The sequence below is a fragment of the Cellulophaga sp. 20_2_10 genome (assembly GCF_023476645.1).
Taxonomy (GTDB): Bacteria; Bacteroidota; Bacteroidia; order Flavobacteriales; family Flavobacteriaceae; genus Cellulophaga.
Window position 1 is genome coordinate 290,672 of record NZ_JAMCOJ010000002.1, and the last position, 15,700, is coordinate 306,371.

Consider the following 15,700-nt stretch of genomic DNA (forward strand, 5'->3'; position numbering starts at 1 on the left):
TACGAATCTAACTAAAAACAAAATGATTAAAAAAAGCATTCTCTTATTGTGTATTATTTTTTGTGTTCACTGCAAAAGCGCACAACATAAATTTCCTTCTTTTGATGCTGTAGTAACTACGTTCTTTACAAGTTATGATCTACGGAAGGAGCAGGGAACAGATGATATTAGATTTGTTAAAAAACAAGATGGTTACTATATTCAAGAGTATAATTATGACACTAATGACTATAAAAAAACAGTTTTGTTCTGGAGTGCTTCTAACAATACATACCAGAAGTTAAATTTTCCTAAAGGTAAAGAGTTAAATGCCGCCTATGCTAATTACCACTTAACATACCATAATAAAGAAAGGTTTAATGTGCTGCCTTACTATGGTTATGTGGGTTGGACAAAAGATGTTATTGCATTTTTAGAACAAAAATCTGATCTTAAAGATATAGAGTACTATGCATTGGGTAGGGCTTATGGTGCTAGTGCAGGTCATTTGCTAAATGCTAGTTATCCATTTTCAGACCCTAAAGAACAATTTAATTTTTTAGAATCAGGTAAAAATCAATTTACAAAAGAGCAGCTTAAAACCTATATTAATTATGAGGAAAAGGCATTAGAAAATTATACCATACTTTGTCAAAAAAATCCAGATTATCCAACTGTTGTAGGCACCATTTGTAATAAACTAGATAACGAGTATGTTAGTACTTATTTAAACCTTAGTATTTATCAAAACGAGGCAGAAGCTTTAGCTTTTTTACCAGAAGGTCTGTATACAGATTTTGTTACGTATTATGCTAAAAATTACTTAAACTCTGTAGAGCCAAATGGTATTTTGTTTACAACAGGAGATAATGATACATATCCGTTGTTGTATGTTCAAGCCAGTTTAAAATACCGCCAAGATGTTGCTATTGTAAATACTAGTTTATTAAACCAAAATAGTTATGTAAACCATTTAAGAGATGATAAGGTTTTAGCTTCAACACCAATTAAGTTTACACTAAAACCAGATGCATATGCAAAAGAAAATTTAGCCTATATAGTTTTAGATGCTAACAAAAATGATAATACGTATTTAGATTTAAAAAGTACACTAAAGCTAATAAATACAAAAGACTCATCTGTGGTTTATAAAAAAGCAAAAGAGAATGCTATATTGTCTACAAATAAAATAGCTATAGCTATAAACCAAGACAGATTAAAGCTTACATACAAAACAAATTATATAGTTAAGGGAGAATTACTTGCGCTAGATCTTATAGCGTCCAATATAAAAACTAGACCTGTATACTGTACATTTAATGAGTTGCCTGTAGTTTCTAATTATTTAGAAAAATCTGGTTTTGCATATAAAATAGTAACTAGTCCTAAAAACAAAATAGAAAATGATAGGTATTTAGCAGGTATAGATGCAGATAAAACCTATGCTATTTTAGTAGATGAGTTTCAGTATCATAAAAACACTAAAAATAGCTCAAAAACTGAGCTCTCTGTTTTAATAAGTTATACATCTTCTTATGAAACCCTTATTAATCATTACAAAGAGGAAGGAAACATTAAAAAATGTAAAGAAGTATTAGATGCATTCACAAATTTTTATCCAAAAAACCTTTACGCAGATATTAGTTTTATGATTTCATCTATGGCAAAAAATGCGTATGCCATAAAAGATTTTAAAAATGGAGATCTTATGGTTGAAAATCTTATTGAAAATTTAGAGCATATAAAAAGAAATAACAAAGAGAGCACAACCACTACCAAAGCAGCAGCTTTAAGAAAATTAATTTTTGGAGATGAGGTTAATAGTAAATTAGATAAAAATAAACTAGAGCGTCATTTATATGTTATTACAGATGTATTAGAAACGGAAGAGGTAAATAGTAATTTAACTTCTCGTTTGTATACGTTAAAAAAGTATTTTATGGAGCAGCTTCGTAATATTGAAGAATAAAATTAGTGTAAAGTAAGTAGTTAATTTTAAAACTATGCTTAGAAAAAAGATAAAAATACAAAGTTACTCAGGCCTTTTTTTTACGGCACTCTACGGAGTTCTTCTAAGAGTTTTAAGGGAGAATTTTGATATTTCCAATGAGAACTTTATACTCATTTTTATTGTACCCGCTATTATAAGTTTAATACCTGTTTATTATGCAACTACGGGTGTGTATACATCTAGATTAAAGCTTTTCTTTTACCCTTTTTTTTCAACGCTATTATTTTTAATAATATGCTATGTAAGTAGTTGGGAAGATTTTCTTTTGTTTCTACTTTTAGGTTTGCCATTCTATATAATTACAGGCGTGCTTGGTATACTGGTAGGCGGAGTTGTAAAAGAACGAGCAGAGAGTAAAAAGTAGTATTTTAGATTTTTTTATCAAGAGATTAATACTTTAGTGGAGTAAAATATATAGTCTTACTAATAGAAAGTCAATAATAGAAGATGAAGTTACCTAAGAGAATAAAAGAAGTTTCTATAGATACAGAAATACAAGTTGGAGTATATCCGCCAAATGGTTTTTTGCAATTTTCTGAGGCAGGTTTGGGTAACGGAGATTACTTTGGTTTGTACTGGGAATTTGGTAAAGAAAACGAAGAGCCTATAGTTTGTGAAATGATGCATGATGAAGGAATTATAAAACCTAGTTTTTCTTCTCTTGATAAATTTTTAGAATGGTACACAGTAAACGATTTTGATTATGGCGATGAAGAAATTGGCGATGAAGAAATTGACGATGAAAAATTGGTGTATAATTACCTAGAGAAAGGGAACTTATGTTTACAACAAAACAACATCGAAAAGGCAATTGAGTTTTATAGAGCAAGTACAGAAAGTTTTGGGGAATTAAGCGAGAATTGGTTTAAATTAGCTTCACAATATAAGAGAATTGGTAACGAATTAGATTTTCAAAAGAGTTTAATTAACGCAATAATTTCTAATTGGGCAATAGATTTCCCTTCTCAGAATGCAGTAAGAATGCTTAAGAATTTAACCCCTGTAGCAGCGTTAAAAAATCACCCTTTACTTAGAAATAGAGAACAACTCGACTTTAATTTTGGAGGACAAAAAGAGAATAAGAATTACCAAGTAATTAAGACTGTCTTTACAGAACTTTACGAGCTTGGAGATTATAATAAGGCATTGTTGTTAGAGCAGAATTATGCACTAATGATGTATTGGGAAACATCTTCTTTTCAAGAAAGAAATAATTTTGATATCAAGGAATGGAGAAATCAATTTAGCCAAAAAACAAAATCAAGAATAGAACTAAATAATATATAATTATAACTTTAGTTTATATTAATCCACGATCAAAAATGAAAAAAATACTACTTATAGCTTTTTTAATAGCCCTTAATTCTTGTGCGGAGAAAAAAACTAAAACAGAAGATTCTAAGAATACAGAGCTTAGTACCAAGGATACTGTAGAAACTAAGAAAGAAGAAGATAAGCCTAAGGAATTAAATAAAGATATAGTTTTAGGAAGTTATAAGGGTAAAATAGGAAGTAATTTAGAGACTGCTTTTCATTTAGATAATAATGACGGCCATATTAGTGGATTTTATTATTACAAAAAAATAGGAATAGATATAAAAGTTGTAGGTACTGTGGTAGCAGATAGTCTACTTGCATACGAGCTAAATTATAAAAACGATACCCTAGCAATTATAAAAGGAAAAATTGAGGATTCTGCTATAAATGGAGTGTGGGTAAATGCAAAAAATAAAAAAGAGTATCCATTACTTATAACCAAAACAACTAAAAATATAACACCATTACCAGAAGGAATAGAAGGAGCGTATTATAATGATATGTGTAATTTAACTCTTACGTTTACAAAGTCTAAAGGCGAATATTACTATACCTACCAATCTAATGAACGAAGCTTAAAAGGTAAAATCAATTTTTATAGAGAAGAAGACTTATACATGACCCTAACAGAAATTGAATATGCAGAAGATTATTTTGATGTTGCCTTGTTTGAAGAAGATCCAGAAAAAGAAAAGGAATATGCAAAGCTCAAAGAAATAGGCAAACGTAGAGTAGGCGTAGAGTGTTATTATAGTCCGGACGAGTTAACAATTCAGAATTACGGTAATGCAATGAATTACTACGTAAAATTAAACGATTGTAGCGAAAAATACATTCATTTTAAAAAGCAGTAAAGCCTTTATTAATTTATCATATTCTAAATATGACATATACCCTAACGAATATAAACTGCTGTTAGTTTTTTTGGGTATATGTGTTTATTATTGCTACATAAAAAATTATAGTTTTAAAGATTGTTTTTTATAAGCAAATCACTAAGATGTGAGAATGAATCAATTAAAAATAATTACTTTTTTAGAATCATTATTTAAAGTGCTACTAGTAATCTCATTACTAATTATTGCTACAGGTGTTGTTGTTCATTTTTTAGATGTGTACAACATTCTTAGAAATAGTTTTTTTATAGGAATCCCTTTGTTTCTACTTAGTTTAATTTGCTATTTAGTAATGCGAACTTTAAGGCGCTTTAAAACCAAACAGCCCGTTGTTAAATTGCTATTTCTAATACTATTAGGTAGTGCAATTACTTTTGGTTTGTATGTAATTTTCGGCAAAATTATGGAAGCTGTTTCTCATTAAAAAATATCAATTACGCTATGATGACCACAAAGAAATTAGTACTTCAATTTTTAAAGTATTTTATATTAAGTTGTTTTTTTTATTATTTGTTTTCAGTAGTGCAGGTCATCATACATTTTATGGCTGAAGCTGGTGTTTTAATCAATATAATTAATACGTGCTTATTTAGTTTAAGCCTAGTTGATACTATTATGCTTTTTGGTTTATTTATTTCTGCTTTGTTGTTTACAGCCTACTGGTTACGTAATAAACGTAGTGTAATAAAATTATTAAAATTAGGTTTAGTAATGTCAGTTTTGTTTTCAGCACTTATTTTTATAACTAAAAATACGTTGGTTCCTGAGCTTAAAATTATGTCTTACTTAAGCAGGTATGAGTATGCCCTTAGAGTAAAACTAAACACAGAAGAGAGAAGAGAAATGAGTGACGATTTAAGAAAAAATAGATTGTCAATGATGAATGTTTTAGCCATAAATAAATACAAAGATTCATTACAAACCGAAATATCTGCTAAAGAAACTACTATAAAAGAGCTAGCATTAAGTACACCAGATAGTATATTAGAAAGTGTTTTGCCTAACTCTTATCTAAATAAGTATATTCAAAATAAACCTAAAAATACATCAGAATTTGGTTTGTTTACCCTAAATAAATTAAAGTATGAGGTAAGTTTACACAAACAATTAATTAAACAAATTAAGCTATCAAATTGGGAAGAAGCAAAGTATTATCTTACTATTTTCTTGACATTCTTTTTTGTTGCTTATGGTATTGTACTAGGTTTTAACCTTAAAAATAAGCACCCAATTGTTGCAGTTATAGCAGGTATTGCTATTTATTTGTATAGCTATAAAGTAATTGAAATGATTGGTAACAATATAAATGGATCTTATAACTCTACAGAGATAATTACTAATATCTGCGTTATTGTTATTTTGTTTTTAGGGCTAACCTATAGAATGGTTTTACTTGAGAAAAAGCAAAAAAACAATAGAACACTAGAACACTAGAACAAGTTAGTCAAGAGTAAAAATGTTAGATATAGTTAATTGTATTTTATCATATAAAGTTAGTATCTAAATTTACTTATAAATATACAATACACGCTTACGAATATTAATTGCTGTCTTGGTTGTGGCATAAGTGTACGTATTATTGCTAATGAAACTAAAGGTGCAAATCTTAAATTAATAAGCGGTACACAAATGAAAAAAAGCCTGTTTTATAGTATGCTTTTCTTGTTATTCTCTTGCGGGAATAACCAAAAAAAAGAAATGAAACATACCGAGAAAAAGGAAACTAACTATAGTTTACAACTAAAGGACACATTGTTAATTAATAAAGACTTTACAATACCTTATTTAAAAATTGAATCGTTAACCTATTCAGATTTTCAAAAGCAGAATAAAGTTATTTTTGAAGAAACCAAACACGGTAGTTTAAGTTGCGGAAATTCTAGTCCAATGTGGGACTCTAGCACCAATGTTAAAAATGACACTTTAGGGATAGAATTAAATTTTAGTAAGAACTGGGTAGAGAATACACCAAAACCTAAGGACGAAGTATTAAACAGAATTGTGTTAAACAAAGCAAAAGCAAAGTTTTATAACGGAATTATACTAGGTAAGTCTACTATAGCAGAAGTAAAAGAAAAGTTTGGGAAGCCTATACAGGAGAGTAATTATGTATTGGAATATAGTTTTAAAGAAACGCGTATAGTATTTATTTATAATGAACAAGATGTGGTGTATTACCTTCAACTATCTAAAGCTTATCAAGAGTCTAAACCACAAGATAGTTTAGCATTTAATTAAAAAACGAATCATTTAATCTGGGATATCAACGCATACCAAATGAGGATAGAAAAAAAACACACAAAAACTATTTTTCAATTTCAGAGTCATTATCAACAAGAACAAGTTTGGGAGTATCTAACACATCCAAAATATTCGGTTGGTTTTAGTTTAGAACCTTGCTATTATAATGAAATTAGTGAGTCTTTTAAATTAGAAAAAAACAATAAATGGACCGAAATACATACGGGAGAGGACTGCACGGGAGATGTTGTTGTATGTAAAATTACAGACGCTGATACGTATAATTTGTTTACGACAGTAAGGCATCAAGCAGGAATTAAAAACACTACAATTTTTAAGCTACAGAAAAATGAAAAAGGAACAATTATTACCGAGATACAAAAATTCTCTTTAAGTATAAAAAAAATGAAACCAATTAGCATTTTTGCTTGGTTAATGTTGATGACAGGACTGTTAACCAAATTCTCTTTTAAACCTGAAGAAGATGAATATTGGTTTAAAAAAATGGAAGAACATATAAAAGAAATTCACTAGTACTAGTACGAGACGTCTATATAATATTTATATAATAAAATATGAAACAACTATTAATTCTATGTTTATTTTTATTTTCTTTCGTGGGTTTTTCTCAAGTAGGTAAATCAAAACAAAATTTAATACCCGTTGCCGTAGATAGTATTCAGTTTTCAATTTGGGATATACACTCTAAAGAAACGTCTACTCCAGGTACAAAAGTTGAAGAGTATAAAAAAGAACTAGGTTATACTGTATTAGACAAAAAAGACCAAGATATATTTATAAGAAAGCTGCAAATGCCAAAATCATACAATCAATCCAGAGCGTTGTTGCATCATTATAATATAGTGTTTCTAATGTATCATAAAGGTAAAATAGCTGCTCAAGTGCGTATTTCTTCAATTACAGGAAATATAGATATAGATACTGTTCAAAATCAAAATAACTATAAAAGTAGCTGTTCTAAACAAATGGGAGAATATATAATTTTCTTACTAAAAAATTATAAGCTTATAAAATTAATAGATGAGGTATATTTAGATGGACTATCAACTTAATTTTAAAATAGAATTATAATGAGCAAAATAAAAATAGGAGGTCTAATAAATAGTATACTAATATTGGTATGCTTTTTCCTTTTTCAGAATACCTACAGTCAATCAAAAATTTATTTTGATAAGGACTGGAAAAAAACAACCAAAGAAGAAGCACGCTTTTATAGAGTTGTAACTAAAAAGAACGATTCTCTTTTTCATATTAGAGACTATTTTATAAGTGGGGTGCTACAGATGAATGGTCATTTTTCTAACCTAGAAGAGGAAGTAATGGAGGGTAAAATTACCTTTTATGATGAAAAAGGAAAAAGAACAAATAGCGAAAATTATGCAAATGGTGTTCTAAACGGACCAAGTATTGTTTACTTAGAAAACGGCAAAATAGAGTATACTAGTGAATACAAAAATGGAGATATATATAATGGTATATATAAGGCTGCAACAGTTAAATACTTGTATAAGAACGGTGTAACTGCTAAGAGGATTGAGTTTTTGTCACCAAACGATTTTTACCCTTTAGCTACAACAGTATACGGTAAAGAAAGGGATACTGTTTATTGGTATACAAGTAAAGGTGAAAAAATAGGATTTGGCACCTACAAAGGCATTAAAACTATAGACGGATTAGATATTAAAAAGAGTTGGTTAGAGGTTACACATACGTTTTATAAGAACGGAAAAAAAGAGGGAGGGCAAAGCATATTTTATGAGGGTAAATTAATTGCAGAAAATACCTTTGCTGATGATGTACTTACCCTAAACAAAAGTTTAAATCCATTAACAGATAAATTTGTTACGTGCAAATACAAAGATAATATGCCGTTTCAAGGGCATTATTTTGTGTACCATGTTACGTCAGATTATTATGATGAATATGTTTATGATACCGGAAAAATTACCTCATACAATAAATACAAGAGCATAAATGGGGTAATAAAATCTAAGGCTACAAAATAATATTTTAAACTATAAGCACCATTTACTTCATTTAATATGATAAATTCTAAACCTTTGAAATATATACTTTTGTCGATATTATGTTCTGCTTGTACCTTTTCTAAAGGTCAAGAAAAACAAGAACAGAACAAACAAAAACAAGAGCAAGTAAAAGAGCAAGTTGTGCCTGTAGCAAGCAAAGAGCAAGAGGTTAAAAATATATTTAAGAGTAAAACCGATTATATAGCAACTAATTTTAATTTTCCTGTAGGTAAGCCAAATGCAAAAGGATATTACAATGCACAGGTATTTGGCAAAAACAACCATTTAGGAGATGACTGGAACGCGGTTACAGGCGGAAACTCGGATCTAGGACAACCTATATATTCTATAGCAAATGGTTATGTTAACTTTGCAGAAGATATAGGTGGAGGTTGGGGAAAAGTAATAAGAGTATGGCATCTTAAAGCAGACGGTGAAATAGTAGAATCTTTATACGCACATTGCAATGCTATTTTAAATACTAAAGGAGAATTTGTTAAAATAGGACAAAAAATAGCTACAATAGGTAATGCAGATGGCCAGTATTTAGCGCATTTACATTTAGAAATTAGAGAAGATATTAAGTTGCCAGTAGGACCAGGATATTCAGAAAATACAAAAGGCTATTTAGACCCTACCAAATTTATAAAAGGAAATAGATAACCAAATTGGTTGCTAAAAAAAATAAACCCCGTAAACATTGCTGTTACGGGGTTTATTAGTGGAGCCGGAGAGAATCGAACTCTCGTCCAAACAAGTAATCAAAGAGCCTTCTACACGCTTATTCTTTTCTTGGGTTTTCGTTTATAAGCTGGTTAAAGACAACCCACTTATAACTTATCTTCTTTAGTTTCAAAAAGGCAACAAAGCACTACCTAATCTATATCGACTTTTACGATATCTCAAAATGGAACGCCGTCAATCAAGGCTTTCCGGAGACATAAAGCTTGTACACCTTGTGTACCTAGGCCAATCCTACTATAATTCGGATTATGCAGCTAAAGCGTAGTTATTCTCGCCGTTTAAAAAGTTGGTCTAGCCTTTAACGTGTTTCAATGCCATTACACGACGTGCTTACTGTCCAATTAGTCTCGCTGTCAAAACCAGTCGGCCCCAGAATTTTAATAATCTTAATGGCGTTTTAACGGGCTATTCGCTGTATTTTTTTAAGTTTTTAAAAAAAGAACTTAAAAAAGATGCCGCTACTATCCCTAACGCAGTCTGCAAAGATAAAGCAAAAAGTATTCCAAAAAAAGTTTTGCTTGTCATCTTGTCATATGTTACATTTACAACTAAGCATAAGCCTAAAGTTATAAAAGTATTTTCTATGAAATTCGGAATCATTAAAGAACGTAAAAGCCCACCAGATCGTCGTGTGGTAGTATCACCAGAAGCTTGTAAAAAAGTAGAAGCTACTTTTAGTACTGCAAAAATAGTGGTAGAACCGTCAGACATTAGGGTTTACAAAGATTCAGAATACACAGAAAAAGAGATAACCGTAGCAGCAGAAATGCAAAATTGTGATGTACTTATTGGTGTAAAAGAAGTGCCAATAGATGCATTACTGCCAAACAAGAAATACTTTTTCTTTTCTCATACTATAAAAAAACAGCCTTATAACAGAAACCTATTAAAGGCGTTTTTAGAAAAAAATATAGAATTTTACGACCATGAAGTTATTGTAAACCCAAAGGGAGCACGCCTAGTAGCCTTTGGGCGTTATGCGGGTATAGTTGGGGCATATAACGGTTTTAGAGCATACGGACTAAAGTACAACTCGTACGCGTTGCCAAAGGCAGAAACAGTAAAAGACCAAGCGGCATTAATAGCCGAATTAAAAAAAATACAATTACCAAATATAAAAATACTGTTAACGGGTAAAGGCCGCGTAGGTAATGGAGCTAAAGAAATGCTAGATGGCATGGGCTTGCAAAAAGTAACCCTAACAGACTATTTAAAAAAAGAGTTTAGTGAACCAGTATACTGCCAAATAGATGCTTTAGAATACAATAAGCGTAAAGATGGTGAGCACAGTAATAAGCAAGAGTTTTTTGGGAATCCAAGTGAGTATAAGTCAAACTTTTTTAGGTTTGCCAAAGTAACCGATTTTTATATTGCAGGTCATTTTTATGGCGATGGTGCACCATATCTTTTTACAAAAGAAGATGCCAAACATCCAGATTTTAAAATTAGAGTTGTTGCAGATGTTAGTTGTGATATAGATGGACCAGTTGCATCTACCATAAAAGCATCTACTATAGCAGATCCTGTTTATGGTTACGACCCAGAAACAGGAAAAGAAGTAGATTATAAAAACCCAAATGCTATAGCAGTTATGGCTGTAGATAATTTACCGTGCGAGCTACCAAGAGATGCAAGCGTTGGTTTTGGAGAATCTTTTATAAAACACGTAATCCCCGCCTTTTTTAATAATGATAAAGACGGCGTATTAGAACGTGCCAGAATGACAAAAGATGGTAAATTAACACCGCGATTTTCTTACCTGCAAGATTACGTAGACGGCAAATAGGTTAGTATAACTAGTTATTGTTTGTAAAGCTTAGACTGTAACGTCCAGAATAAAATCCATAGTAAACTACCAAAGGCAAATGTCATTGCCCAGACATTGTAATTGGTTAGACTATGTGCAATGTTATAGACTAATATGTGCGGTTTTGTAAACAAATCCCAAGAATTAAAACGTAAAAACCTACCTAGATATACACCATAACCACATAATAGACATAAGTAAATCATAAAAAAGTTAGCATTTTTAGCGTCGTATTTACTTTTAAGTATGTGGTAAATATCTATCATAGAAAATAAGCCAAGTAGTAAACCATTTATAGCGTAAACAAATACTATAAGTAAGTCTAGCCAGACCATAGTAGCGCTTTCATTTTGTAAATGTATAAGGTCTGTAATAATATATGGGCTGTTTGGTAAAAATAGCAACCATAAACCAAAGACTCCAAACTGTATTAATTTATTGGCGTTAGTTGCGTGCAACTGTTTTAAAATCTGAGAAAACAAGTAGGGCAAACCGGCCAAGAAAAGATTCCATACCAAAAAAGTAAAGAATAAAGACCCTGTGATTTTTATACGGATAGCTAAAATTAAAAAAGCAAAGCTTATAGACGCTATTAAACTAAGGTTAGATTTTGCAAGTAAGATTAATTTTTGTTTCATTATTTTTAAGAGATTAAAAAGGTTGTTTTAATTTTTTGAATTGGTAAATGCAGCATTTTTAAAAAATCTAATTGATGAAATTGCAATGCTTTTTTACCTCTATTGTAGGTGTTTTTAAAAGTTGTAAAATAATCGGGATAGAGTAGTAGACCTAAGAATACAACCGAGAATAAATAAAGACTGCGCTTGCCGTTACCTAATAAATAGAACTGCATACTTACCTCTTCTGGCACTGTAATCCCCGTATTTGTTAACACGTGGAAGACATCATGACTTTCTAATTTTTCTTGTAACTCAAAGTTGTGTTTGGTAATAAAAAGCCCCAGACCATTACCTAAAGTATCTTTAGGGTAACTTAATAAGGTGCTTATTTTTATGTTCCAAGCATTGTTCCTTTTCAAAAATTTTTGATAAGGAATTTTACTCCAGTCGTATAGTTTTTCTAATAGTAATGCTCTCATATTTATTATTTTAAAGTACTTTGTGTTTCAAAGTAGAAAGATAAAAAAATAGTTTTATCTCCTTATTAATTTTTCAAGTGCATCTATATGCTTCTTAAATTCTAGTTTACCTAGTTGTGTTGCAGCATACCTTGTATTGGGTTTTCTACCTATAAATTGTTTTTCAACCTTAATGTACTCTACTTTTTCTAGCGCTTTTGTATGGCTAGCAATATTGCCATCGGTTGCACCTAGTAATTCTTTTACCATATTAAAATCGGCATAATCGTTCACCATTAAAATAGACATAATGCCTAGTCTAATACGGTGATCAAATGCTTTGTTAATATTGTTTATAATACTCATACTTAGTTGCGGTCGTGTTTAAAGTACATTAAAGAACCATAAATTATATGACAAACACCAAAACCTAATGCCCAGAAATACAAACCATAACCAACAAATTGTGTAGATATTAAACCAATTGCAATTATAGTAATCCCTAAATAACGTACGCCTCCTAAGGTATATTTACTGGCATTAACACAGGCAAGACCGTAAAAGATTAGTGTGGCAGGTGCAACAATTTTTATGTATTCATATTGTATTAGCGTCAAGCAGAAAAATCCACCTACTATTAGTGGTAACAAAAAGTTTAGCAGCAAACGCTTGCTAGATACATCCCACATTTTTTCACCGCTTTTTTTGGCTTTAAAATAGGTTAATACGGTGCCTGTAATTAATGCAAGGACCATAACACTTAATGCAATTATTAGTAAACTATCCAGTGCTCCAAAGGTCATAAAAAATCTACGTAATCCACTCTGTTCAGTTTTAATGGTATGTATAATATGGTGAGCTAAATAAGCTCCAATTAATGCATACACACCAGCTAATATTCCAGATAGTCCGCTTAAGGACATAAAACGAGACGACTTGCTCATCATATTTTTAATCTCAGAAATGTCGTCTAAGTATTTTTTAGAATCCATATTTAAAGTACTTTGAAAAACAAAGTAAAGTAAAAATATTGTGTTATGCAATAGCGATTATAAAATTTATATATTTAAAATATGAAACCAGCCGAAGAATACATATACAACGCACAAGAACCTTATAGCGCTATTTTAATGCATTTGCAGGCTGCTATTATGCGAAACTTGCCAAGTGTAGATTTAAAATTTAAATACAGTTTGCCTTATTTTTATATAGAGGAGAAGCCTTTTTGTCATTTAAATTGTAGTAAAAACTATGTAGATTTAGTTTTTAAAAACGGACGTCACTTAACAAAATGTACAGAATTGTTGGTTGTAGATGGACGTAAGAAAATGAAATCGTTACGTTATACTTCTTTAGAAGAAATAGATGATATGGTTTTAAAAATAGTTCTAAACGATGCTTACGCTGTTAGAAACGAAAAGTTTTAATTCAATTTTAAAAAATTGAGCAAAAGGAAAGGCAACCGGTTAGAGTTGCCTTTATTGATAACTAAGTGTAAATGGTTACGAGTTTAGTAAATCGATCTTTAATGATAATTCTTTAACTAATTTGTCAGAATTACCGCTGTAGCCAACAGAAACAAATTTTATATTTCCGTCTGGGCCAATAATTATTTTAGTTGGGATGCCTGTAACCTCAAAATTAGAAGCTACTTGGTAAGCTCGACTACCTTCTTCTACGGGGTTATCTACTATAACCTCAAAACTGTAGTTGTTGCTTTTTACAAAGTCGCCAGCTAGTTTGCTTCTTGTGTCATAATCACCACTCTCCATAGTGTCTACAAATAAGAAAACTACATTTTCATTGTCTTTGTATTTGTTCACTGCTACTTGCATTCCAGGAAAAGAAGCTTTGCAAGGACCACACCATGTAGCCCAAAAATCTAGAATTACAGTTTTACCTTTTAATGCAGCTAATTCTACAACTTCGCCGTTTGTATTTTTAAGTGTAAAGTTTTTTGGTTTTTTGTTAATCATTTCTTCCTTAGTCTTTGCAACTAATTTGTCATAACCAACTTTTTGTAAAGCTTCTAACTTTTCTGCGAAGCCTTCGTCGGTGCTATTTTTTTGTACAAATGCATCTTTGTAATAGGCGTTAATTTTAGGATTGGTATTTCCGTTTTTAATAAATTTTGAAGCCTCATTTAAAATAGCATCATGTTTTTTTCCTTCAGCTAAAAACTGAATATATCTCTCATTAAGCTCAACATCTAAACCATTACCAATAGCTTCTTTTTGGTATGTTATAGCTTGGTCTATATCTCCTTGTTTAAATTTAATTAAAGCATATGTATCTGCATACATGTTATATGTGCTCGTCATATTTTCTTTATACTGAGATACGGTGTTGTTTACAGGCTTGTCTTTAGTATCATTTATAGCTGCTTTAACTAAGTCTAAAGATTTTTTAGATATCTCTGCAGCAAATTCTAGGTTCTCACCTTTCTCTGCGTAGTTCCAAGCAACACTGTTGTACGCATTTGGCAGCATAGTTTTATCTGTCACTTGCTCCATGATAGAGGTATATTCTTCTTTATTACCATTTTCTATAGCGGCAGTTGCAAGTCTTGTTGCCATAATATTTCTAATACGATTCTCATCACCAAATTTTTGATTAAAATCGTTAAACAATTCTTTCTTTTTAGTATAATCTTGTTCTTTGTAAAATACAGACCATGCCTGTTGCTGAGCAATAAGGCCTTTAGGAAACTTCTCTGCCATTACAACTTGTAAAGAGTCTATTTTTTCTTTGTTCCCATTAATCTGATAAAGAGAATTTAAGTTTCTGTATTCTTGCTCTGTTAGTGAAGGTTTACTTGTGTAAGCGGCTATTCTGCGAGTAATGTATTTTTCAGCTTCAGCTTTTTCTTCAGACATAAATGTGCGAGGAAAAATACCATCCCATTTTTCTTGAAGATCCTCGTGAGCAAACAAATCTGCTTTTATAAGATGAAAAGCTTCCTTTTTATCTACTTCTACACCGTAGCTAGCAGCAAGCCTTAATTTATAAGCGCCAATGCTTGCTAGAGCGCCTGCAATAGTATCGCCAGATGTTGTAGTTAAGGGAATGATATACCCATTTTTATTATTGGAATCAAAGTCTTTTTTTAGCTTAAAATTAAAAGCTAATGCTGTAGCAGAGTCTGGTATAATAATAGAAGCTTTGTATAAGCTATCTGTTTTTGTTATAGCTAAATCTACAGGATAAGCACTACTACCTACAGTATAGTAGTAAAAAGCACTAATATCTTCTTTGTTACTGTCTGTACTATATGTTAGGTTTAGCGTTTCTCCAGGGCTTGGTGTAGCATCGGAAATATATAAAGAACCTATTGTGGCTCCTATATCTTTAGGAGTTTCTTTACAAGAAAAACAAAGCGCTGTTAGTGCAAGAGCAAATAAACAATTTGTAGTTTTCATTTTAGATCTAAATTTTTAATTGAAAGATAAAAGTATTAGATATGTAAGAAAACAACTAACTATAACTAAGTTATTTGTGATAATTTTTATTGAGTATGAATTACGGTACCTTTTTTAATACTATTAATGAGTTGTTTTGAATGTTCGTAACCTGTTTAAA

The 15,700-nt window shown here is 30.8% G+C and carries 17 protein-coding genes and 1 other RNA gene; 12 read left to right on the top strand and 6 right to left on the bottom strand.

Features of this window, described 5'->3' with window-relative positions:
* Positions 1 to 22 precede the first annotated feature (22 nt).
* The 10 genes from M4I21_RS05245 (at position 23) to M4I21_RS05290 (ending at position 9,155) form a co-directional block, all read left to right on the top strand.
* Positions 23 to 1,948 carry a hypothetical protein gene (locus M4I21_RS05245; protein ID WP_249558070.1) on the top strand — a complete coding sequence of 642 codons (1,926 nt, stop codon included), beginning with the start codon at positions 23 to 25 and terminating at the stop codon, positions 1,946 to 1,948.
* A gap of 34 nt (positions 1,949 to 1,982) precedes the next feature.
* Positions 1,983 to 2,354, top strand: a complete 372-nt coding sequence (locus M4I21_RS05250) for a hypothetical protein (protein WP_249558071.1) — start codon at positions 1,983 to 1,985, stop codon at positions 2,352 to 2,354.
* An 83-nt stretch (positions 2,355 to 2,437) separates the two neighbouring features.
* Positions 2,438 to 3,277, top strand: a complete 840-nt coding sequence (locus M4I21_RS05255) for a hypothetical protein (RefSeq protein WP_249558072.1) — start codon at positions 2,438 to 2,440, stop codon at positions 3,275 to 3,277.
* Positions 3,278 to 3,312: 35 nt separating this feature from the next.
* Positions 3,313 to 4,161 (top strand): hypothetical protein, encoded by an 849-nt coding sequence (locus tag M4I21_RS05260; protein ID WP_249558073.1) that lies wholly within the window; start codon positions 3,313 to 3,315, stop codon positions 4,159 to 4,161.
* 483 nt (positions 4,162 to 4,644) lie between these two features.
* Positions 4,645 to 5,637 carry a hypothetical protein gene (locus M4I21_RS05265; RefSeq protein WP_249558074.1) on the top strand — a complete coding sequence of 331 codons (993 nt, stop codon included), beginning with the start codon at positions 4,645 to 4,647 and terminating at the stop codon, positions 5,635 to 5,637.
* A 264-nt stretch (positions 5,638 to 5,901) separates the two neighbouring features.
* On the top strand, positions 5,902 to 6,441 hold the full coding sequence (locus tag M4I21_RS05270; protein WP_249558075.1) for a hypothetical protein: 540 nt from the start codon (positions 5,902 to 5,904) through the stop codon (positions 6,439 to 6,441).
* Between the two features lie 39 nt (positions 6,442 to 6,480).
* Complete coding sequence (locus M4I21_RS05275) at positions 6,481 to 6,978, top strand: hypothetical protein (protein WP_249558076.1); 498 nt, start codon at positions 6,481 to 6,483, stop codon at positions 6,976 to 6,978.
* A gap of 41 nt (positions 6,979 to 7,019) precedes the next feature.
* Positions 7,020 to 7,517 (top strand): hypothetical protein, encoded by a 498-nt coding sequence (locus M4I21_RS05280; protein ID WP_249558077.1) that lies wholly within the window; start codon positions 7,020 to 7,022, stop codon positions 7,515 to 7,517.
* Between the two features lie 18 nt (positions 7,518 to 7,535).
* Positions 7,536 to 8,471, top strand: a complete 936-nt coding sequence (locus M4I21_RS05285) for a toxin-antitoxin system YwqK family antitoxin (RefSeq protein ID WP_249558078.1) — start codon at positions 7,536 to 7,538, stop codon at positions 8,469 to 8,471.
* A gap of 54 nt (positions 8,472 to 8,525) precedes the next feature.
* Positions 8,526 to 9,155, top strand: a complete 630-nt coding sequence (locus M4I21_RS05290; RefSeq protein WP_249558079.1) for a M23 family metallopeptidase — start codon at positions 8,526 to 8,528, stop codon at positions 9,153 to 9,155.
* Positions 9,156 to 9,211: 56 nt separating this feature from the next.
* On the opposite strand, the gene ssrA is transcribed toward M4I21_RS05290, so the two are convergent.
* Positions 9,212 to 9,607, bottom strand: a transfer-messenger RNA (tmRNA) gene (gene ssrA, locus M4I21_RS05295).
* Between the two features lie 212 nt (positions 9,608 to 9,819).
* Between ssrA and M4I21_RS05300 the strand changes: the two genes are divergently transcribed.
* Positions 9,820 to 11,022: an NAD(P)-dependent oxidoreductase gene (locus M4I21_RS05300; RefSeq protein WP_249558080.1), complete on the top strand. Its 1,203-nt coding sequence runs from the start codon at positions 9,820 to 9,822 to the stop codon at positions 11,020 to 11,022.
* A gap of 14 nt (positions 11,023 to 11,036) precedes the next feature.
* Here the strand turns inward: M4I21_RS05300 and M4I21_RS05305 are convergent, their stop codons facing one another.
* Genes M4I21_RS05305 through M4I21_RS05320 form a run of 4 tightly spaced genes read right to left on the bottom strand, consistent with a single transcriptional unit; the run spans position 11,037 to position 13,113 of the window.
* On the bottom strand, positions 11,037 to 11,681 hold the full coding sequence (locus tag M4I21_RS05305; protein ID WP_249558081.1) for a DUF1361 domain-containing protein: 645 nt from the start codon (positions 11,679 to 11,681) through the stop codon (positions 11,037 to 11,039).
* Positions 11,682 to 11,686: 5 nt separating this feature from the next.
* The gene (locus tag M4I21_RS05310) at positions 11,687 to 12,142 is read right to left on the bottom strand and encodes a ubiquinone biosynthesis protein COQ4 (protein ID WP_249558082.1); all 456 of its coding nucleotides are present in this window, start codon (positions 12,140 to 12,142) and stop codon (positions 11,687 to 11,689) included.
* Positions 12,143 to 12,196: 54 nt separating this feature from the next.
* Positions 12,197 to 12,487, bottom strand: coding sequence for a winged helix-turn-helix domain-containing protein (locus M4I21_RS05315; protein WP_249558083.1), 291 nt, complete (start codon positions 12,485 to 12,487; stop codon positions 12,197 to 12,199).
* 2 nt (positions 12,488 to 12,489) lie between these two features.
* The gene (locus tag M4I21_RS05320) at positions 12,490 to 13,113 is read right to left on the bottom strand and encodes a hypothetical protein (protein WP_249558084.1); all 624 of its coding nucleotides are present in this window, start codon (positions 13,111 to 13,113) and stop codon (positions 12,490 to 12,492) included.
* Between the two features lie 81 nt (positions 13,114 to 13,194).
* On the opposite strand from M4I21_RS05320, the gene M4I21_RS05325 reads away from it, so the two are divergent.
* Complete coding sequence (locus tag M4I21_RS05325; protein WP_249558085.1) at positions 13,195 to 13,548, top strand: DUF1801 domain-containing protein; 354 nt, start codon at positions 13,195 to 13,197, stop codon at positions 13,546 to 13,548.
* A gap of 75 nt (positions 13,549 to 13,623) precedes the next feature.
* On the opposite strand, the gene M4I21_RS05330 is transcribed toward M4I21_RS05325, so the two are convergent.
* Positions 13,624 to 15,540, bottom strand: coding sequence for a TlpA family protein disulfide reductase (locus M4I21_RS05330; RefSeq protein ID WP_249558086.1), 1,917 nt, complete (start codon positions 15,538 to 15,540; stop codon positions 13,624 to 13,626).
* Positions 15,541 to 15,700: the final 160 nt, after the last annotated feature.

Coding starts and splice junctions, on each gene's coding strand:
- M4I21_RS05245 (WP_249558070.1), top strand. CDS start 23: ATGATTAAAAAAAGCATTCTCTTATTGTGTATTATTTTTTGTGTTCAC.
- M4I21_RS05315 (WP_249558083.1), bottom strand. CDS start 12,487: ATGAGTATTATAAACAATATTAACAAAGCATTTGATCACCGTATTAGA.
- M4I21_RS05280 (WP_249558077.1), top strand. CDS start 7,020: ATGAAACAACTATTAATTCTATGTTTATTTTTATTTTCTTTCGTGGGT.
- M4I21_RS05265 (WP_249558074.1), top strand. CDS start 4,645: ATGATGACCACAAAGAAATTAGTACTTCAATTTTTAAAGTATTTTATA.
- M4I21_RS05275 (WP_249558076.1), top strand. CDS start 6,481: ATGAGGATAGAAAAAAAACACACAAAAACTATTTTTCAATTTCAGAGT.
- M4I21_RS05285 (WP_249558078.1), top strand. CDS start 7,536: ATGAGCAAAATAAAAATAGGAGGTCTAATAAATAGTATACTAATATTG.
- M4I21_RS05300 (WP_249558080.1), top strand. CDS start 9,820: ATGAAATTCGGAATCATTAAAGAACGTAAAAGCCCACCAGATCGTCGT.
- M4I21_RS05325 (WP_249558085.1), top strand. CDS start 13,195: ATGAAACCAGCCGAAGAATACATATACAACGCACAAGAACCTTATAGC.
- M4I21_RS05260 (WP_249558073.1), top strand. CDS start 3,313: ATGAAAAAAATACTACTTATAGCTTTTTTAATAGCCCTTAATTCTTGT.
- M4I21_RS05320 (WP_249558084.1), bottom strand. CDS start 13,113: ATGGATTCTAAAAAATACTTAGACGACATTTCTGAGATTAAAAATATG.
- M4I21_RS05270 (WP_249558075.1), top strand. CDS start 5,902: ATGAAACATACCGAGAAAAAGGAAACTAACTATAGTTTACAACTAAAG.
- M4I21_RS05310 (WP_249558082.1), bottom strand. CDS start 12,142: ATGAGAGCATTACTATTAGAAAAACTATACGACTGGAGTAAAATTCCT.
- M4I21_RS05330 (WP_249558086.1), bottom strand. CDS start 15,540: ATGAAAACTACAAATTGTTTATTTGCTCTTGCACTAACAGCGCTTTGT.
- M4I21_RS05250 (WP_249558071.1), top strand. CDS start 1,983: ATGCTTAGAAAAAAGATAAAAATACAAAGTTACTCAGGCCTTTTTTTT.
- M4I21_RS05255 (WP_249558072.1), top strand. CDS start 2,438: ATGAAGTTACCTAAGAGAATAAAAGAAGTTTCTATAGATACAGAAATA.
- M4I21_RS05305 (WP_249558081.1), bottom strand. CDS start 11,681: ATGAAACAAAAATTAATCTTACTTGCAAAATCTAACCTTAGTTTAATA.